This is a genomic window from uncultured Nocardioides sp. (assembly GCF_902805925.1).
GTDB lineage: Bacteria > Actinomycetota > Actinomycetes > Propionibacteriales > Nocardioidaceae > Nocardioides.
This window is the reverse complement of sequence record NZ_CADCUP010000173.1, coordinates 1-4,786: the sequence shown is the minus strand read 5'-3', so window position 1 is coordinate 4,786 and position 4,786 is coordinate 1. Positions and strand designations below refer to the sequence as shown.

Here is a 4,786-nt window from a genome sequence, read left to right as displayed (position 1 = left end):
GGGGATCCCGGAGCGGACGCCGGACGAGTCCTACGACCGGTTGTGCGCCGATCAGCGGGCGCGCGGCTGGGACCTGGCGCTGCAGGTGTACGGGGACAACCCGGTCGCCAACGACGTGACTGCTGCGGTCGGTGCACGGGTCACCGGAGGCTTCGCGCCGACCCGCGGGCTCGAGCTCGACCCGGCGCTGCACCTGCCCTACCCGCACGCGCTGCACGAGGCGGACCGGCACCTGCGGCTGCTCGAGCACCTGGGGCTGCCGCCCAGGGCCTCCCGGGCGCTGGAGTGGCCGGTGCTCCCGGAGGACTCCTACGACGTGCCCGGAGGGGACTACGTCCTGCTGCACCCGGGGGCGACCTGCTCGAGCCGGCGCTGGCCGGTGGAGCGCTTCGCCGCGGTGGCGGACGCGCTGGCGGCCGACGGGCTGACGGTCGTGGTCGGCGGTGTGCCGAGCGAGGCGGCCACCACCGCGGCGGTGGTCGCGGCGATGCGGGCGCCGGCGGTCGACCTGACCGGCCGGACCTCGCTCGGGCAGTACGCCGTGCTGCTGCGGGACGCCGCCGCCGTCGTCGCCAACGACACCGGCACCGCGCACCTCACCGCGGCGGTCGGCGGTCGGGTCGTGACGGTGTTCCTGTCCGGCGACCCGGTCCGCTGGCGGCACGCCCCGGAGCTGCAGACCGTGGTGCGGCAGGAGGTCGGCTGCAACCCCTGCCCGCACCTGGACTGCCCGATCGACTTCCGCTGCGCGCGGCGGATCAGCCCGGAGCGGGTGGTGCAGGCGGCGAGAGGAATGCTCGCCAGGCGTCGGACGCCATCCGCTGCGCGGTGAGCGCCTCCCGGGCCCGGCGGGCTCCCGCGGCTCCACGCAGCCGGCGGAGCCCCGGGTCGGCCAGCAGGCGCTGGACCGCGTCGGCGAGCGCTCCGGCGTCCTCGACCGGCACCAGCTCGACGACGTCCCCCAGCGCCTGCCGGACGTCGCCCACGTCGGTCGCCACGGCGGGCAGCCCGGCCGACACGGCCTCGGCCAGCACCAGCGGCAGCGCCTCGACGCGCGACGACAGGACGAACAGGTCGCACTGCCGGAGCAGCTCCTCGGGCCCGTCCTGGGGGCCGAGGAAGGTGACCGGCAGGCCGGTGGCCCGCTCCTCGAGGGCCGCCCGCTCGCGACCCTCCCCGCCCAGCAGCAGCCGCAGCGGCACTCCCCGGTCGACCAGCAGCCGGACGGCGTCGATCAGCACGTCGAACCCCTTCTGCGGCGTCAGCCGGCCGAGGGCGCCGACCACGGGGACCGCGCCGCCGGGCGGGGTGACGAGCGGCAGCGGGTCGACGCCGTTGACCACGTGCACCACGCCGGCCACGCCCAGCACGTCGCGGGCGAAGGCGGCGAACTCCGCCGACACCGCCACCAGCGCCCGCAGGCCGGCGTAGGCGGCCCGCAGCCTCGGCAGGTCCGGCACCTCGCCGCGCATGTGCAGGGTCGCCACGGCGGGGCCGTGCTCGGCGGCCACCTCCAGGGCGCTGACCATGCTGGCCGGGTCGACCAGGTTGACCTGCACCAGGTCGGGGCGCAGGTCGGCGAGCGCCGCGCGCAGGTCCGCCCCGTCGGCCCGGACCGTCGACTCGACGACCCGCACCGGGGTTTTGAATCGGCCGGCGTGCGCCGCGGTGGTGAGCACGGTGCACTCCACCCCGGGCGGGGCGTGCTGCACCAGGCTGCGCGCGTAGACCTGCGCGCCGCCCCAGCCGTTGCCGTCCGCGAGGACCGCGACCCGGGTCACGCGTCCATCAGAGAGCGAGGAAGCGCAGCGCCGCGCGGTACCCCTCGACGCCGAGCCCGGTGATCGTGGCGGTGGCCACGCCGCTGATCACGCTGGTGTGCCGGAACTCCTCGCGCGCGTGCACCTGGCTGATGTGCACCTCCACCAGCGGCGCGGTGAGCTGCGAGCAGGCGTCCCGCAGGGCGTACGAGTAGTGGCTCCAGGCCGCGCTGTTCAGCACGACGGGCGCACCGGAGTCCGCGGCCTCGTGCAGCCAGCGGACCAGCTCGGCCTCGTCGTCGGTCTGCCGCACCTCGACGTCCAGCCCGACCTCGTTGCCGGTCTGCACGCACAGGGCGGCCAGCTGCTCGTGGGTGGTGCTCCCGTAGATGAGCGGCTCGCGGCTGCCGAGCCGGCCGAGGTTCACGCCGTTCAGCACGAGGACCCGACGACCCGTCACAGCGCCACCTTCGCTCGCTCGAACAGCTCACGGGACACCCGCTCCTCCGTCGCGGGGCCCCGCGCGCAGTCCTCGCTCACAGGTACACCTCGGGGCCGCGGTCCTTGCGGACCTCCTCGTACGCCGCCACCAGCAGCGTCGGGTCGGGGTCGTCCAGGATCCGCGGGCTGGCCAGCGCGTCGAGCACCACGAAGCGGAGCCGGTTGCCGCGGGTCTTCTTGTCGATCCGCATGGCGGCGTGCACCTTGGCCCACTCCCCCGTGTACGACGTCGGCAGGCCGACCGACTCCAGCACGCTGCGGTGCCGCGCGGCGGTGGCGTCGTCGAGCCGTCCCGCCAGCCGGCCGAGCTCGGCGACGAAGACCAGTCCGACGGAGACGGCCGCGCCGTGCCGCCAGCCGTAGTCCTCGACCTTCTCGATCGCGTGACCGAGGGTGTGCCCGTAGTTGAGGAACTCCCGGGCGCCCTGCTCGGTGAGGTCGTCGCCGACGACCTGCGCCTTGACCGCGATCGCCCGCTCGACCAGCTCGCGGATGTGCGGGCCCGTGGAGCTGCGCGCCGCCTTGGGGTCCGCCTCGACCAGCTCGAGGATGCGCGGGTCGTGCGTGAAGCCGACCTTGACGACCTCGGCCAGCCCGGCGACGAAGTCGTGCACCGGCAGCGTCTCCAGCGCGGTCAGGTCGCACAGCACCCCGGCCGGCGGGTGGAAGGAGCCGACCAGGTTCTTGCCGGCGGAGGTGTTGATGCCGGTCTTGCCCCCGACCGCGGCGTCGACCATGCCGAGCAGCGTGGTCGGGACGTGCACCACCGGCACCCCGCGCAGCCAGGTGGCCGCGACGAAGCCCGTCAGGTCCGTGGTCGCCCCGCCGCCGACAGCGACCAGCGCGTCGGTGCGGGTGAAGCCGACCTGCCCGAGCACGTCCCACAGGTAGGCCGCGACCTTGAGGTCCTTCTGCTTCTCGCCGTCGGGCACCTCGACCGCGTGCGCCTCGTGCCCCTGCGCGAGCAGGTCGTCGCGGACCGCCTCGGCGGTGGTGCGCAGCGAGGCCGGGTGCACGACGGCGACCCGCTGACTGCCCGAGACCATCGCCGCCAGCTCGCCGAGCAGGCCCTCGCCCACGACGACGTCGTACGGCGCGTCGCCGTCGACACGGATCCTGGTGGGCGCGGTCACCCGGCCGAACCTAGCCCCGCGAGGACCTGCTCGACGACCTGGCCCGGCGACGTGTCGCCCGTCTTCACGACCCGGGTGGCGACCTCGAGGTAGAGCGGCATCCGCTCCCGCAGCAGCAGCGCGAGGGTCGCCCGGGGGTTGATGGCGAGCAGGGGGCGGTCGCGGTTGAGCCCGACCCGTCGGGCGGCGGTGGACAGGTCGACGTCGAGCAGCACGACCTCGTGCCCGGCCAGCCGCTGCCGGGTGGTGGCCGACAGGACCGCCCCGCCGCCCAGGCTGAGGACCCCGTCGTGCTGGGTCAGGGCGTCCTCGACCGCCTGCTCCTCGAGCCGGCGGAAGTGCTGCTCGCCGTCGTCGATGAAGATCTCGTTGATCGGCTTGCCGGCGGTCGCGACGACGTCGGCGTCGGTGTCGCGGAAGGCCACCCCGAGCCGCCGCGCGGACATGCGGCCGATGGTGCTCTTGCCGGAACCGGGTGGGCCGACCAGGACGAGGACGGGCCGGGTCACCGGATCGCGAGGCTCTTGAGGTAGCTCTCGCAGTTGCGGCGGGTCTCGTCGACCGAGTCGCCGCCGAACTTCTCGAGCGCGGCGTCGGCCAGCACGAGCGCGACCATCGACTCCGCGACGACGCCGGCGGCCGGGACGGCGCACACGTCGCTGCGCTGGTGGTGGGCGGCCGCCTCCTCCCCCGTCGCCGTGTCGATCGTGCGCAGCGCGCGCGGGATCGTGCTGATCGGCTTCATGGCCGCCCGCACCCGCAGCGGCTCGCCGGTCGACATGCCGCCCTCGGTGCCGCCGAGCCGGCCGCTGGTGCGGGTGAGCCCTTCGTCGCCGCGGACGATCTCGTCCATCACGAGGCTGCCGCGGCGGCGGGCGGACTCGAAGCCGTCGCCGACCTCCACGCCCTTGATGGCCTGGATGCCCATGAGCGCGGCCGCCAGCCGGCTGTCGAGCCGCCGGTCCCAGTGCACGTGGCTGCCGAGGCCCGGCGGCAGCCCGTAGGCCAGCACCTCGACGACCCCGCCGAGGGTGTCGCCGTCGCGCTTGGCGGCGTCGACCTCCGCGACCATGGCCTCGCTCGAGCCGGCGTCGAACGCCCGGACCGGGCTCTCGTCGATGACGGCGAGGTCCTCGGGGCGCGGCAGCGGGGTGCCGTCCGGCACCTCGACGGCACCGATGCTGACCACGTGGGAGAGCACCTGGACGCCGTACGCCTGGAGCAGGAAGGCCTTGGCGACGGCACCCAGCGCGACGCGGGCGGCGGTCTCGCGGGCGCTGGCGCGCTCGAGGACGGGGCGGGCGTCGTCGAAGCCGTACTTCTGCATGCCGACGAGGTCGGCGTGGCCGGGGCGGGGCCGGGTGAGCGGGGCGTTGCGGGCCAGGCCCGCCA

General features: G+C 75.3%; 6 protein-coding genes. 1 reads left to right on the top strand and 5 read right to left on the bottom strand.

Annotation, left to right across the window (positions count from 1 at the left end):
• On the top strand, positions 1–832 hold an 832-nt coding region (locus QZX64_RS12600; protein WP_295660357.1), incomplete at its 5' end, for a glycosyltransferase family 9 protein.
• On the opposite strand, the gene QZX64_RS12595 is transcribed toward QZX64_RS12600, so the two are convergent.
• From QZX64_RS12595 to aroC, 5 genes are all read right to left on the bottom strand, one after another.
• Positions 759–1,781: a glycosyltransferase gene (locus QZX64_RS12595; RefSeq protein WP_295660355.1), complete on the bottom strand. Its 1,023-nt coding sequence runs from the start codon at positions 1,779–1,781 to the stop codon at positions 759–761. The two genes, QZX64_RS12600 and QZX64_RS12595, sit on opposite strands and share 74 nt — an antisense overlap.
• Before the next feature lie 7 nt (positions 1,782–1,788).
• Positions 1,789–2,220, bottom strand: coding sequence for a type II 3-dehydroquinate dehydratase (gene aroQ / locus QZX64_RS12590; RefSeq protein WP_295660353.1), 432 nt, complete (start codon positions 2,218–2,220; stop codon positions 1,789–1,791).
• Positions 2,221–2,296: 76 nt separating this feature from the next.
• Entirely contained in the window at positions 2,297–3,394 is a 1,098-nt protein-coding gene (gene aroB / locus QZX64_RS12585; protein ID WP_295660351.1) for a 3-dehydroquinate synthase, read from the bottom strand.
• Entirely contained in the window at positions 3,391–3,903 is a 513-nt protein-coding gene (locus tag QZX64_RS12580) for a shikimate kinase (RefSeq protein WP_295660349.1), read from the bottom strand. The genes aroB and QZX64_RS12580 overlap by 4 nt, the downstream gene beginning before the upstream one ends.
• Positions 3,900–4,786 (bottom strand): chorismate synthase (gene aroC / locus QZX64_RS12575; RefSeq protein ID WP_295660347.1); only part of this gene is annotated, 887 nt, incomplete at its 5' end. The genes QZX64_RS12580 and aroC, both read right to left, overlap by 4 nt.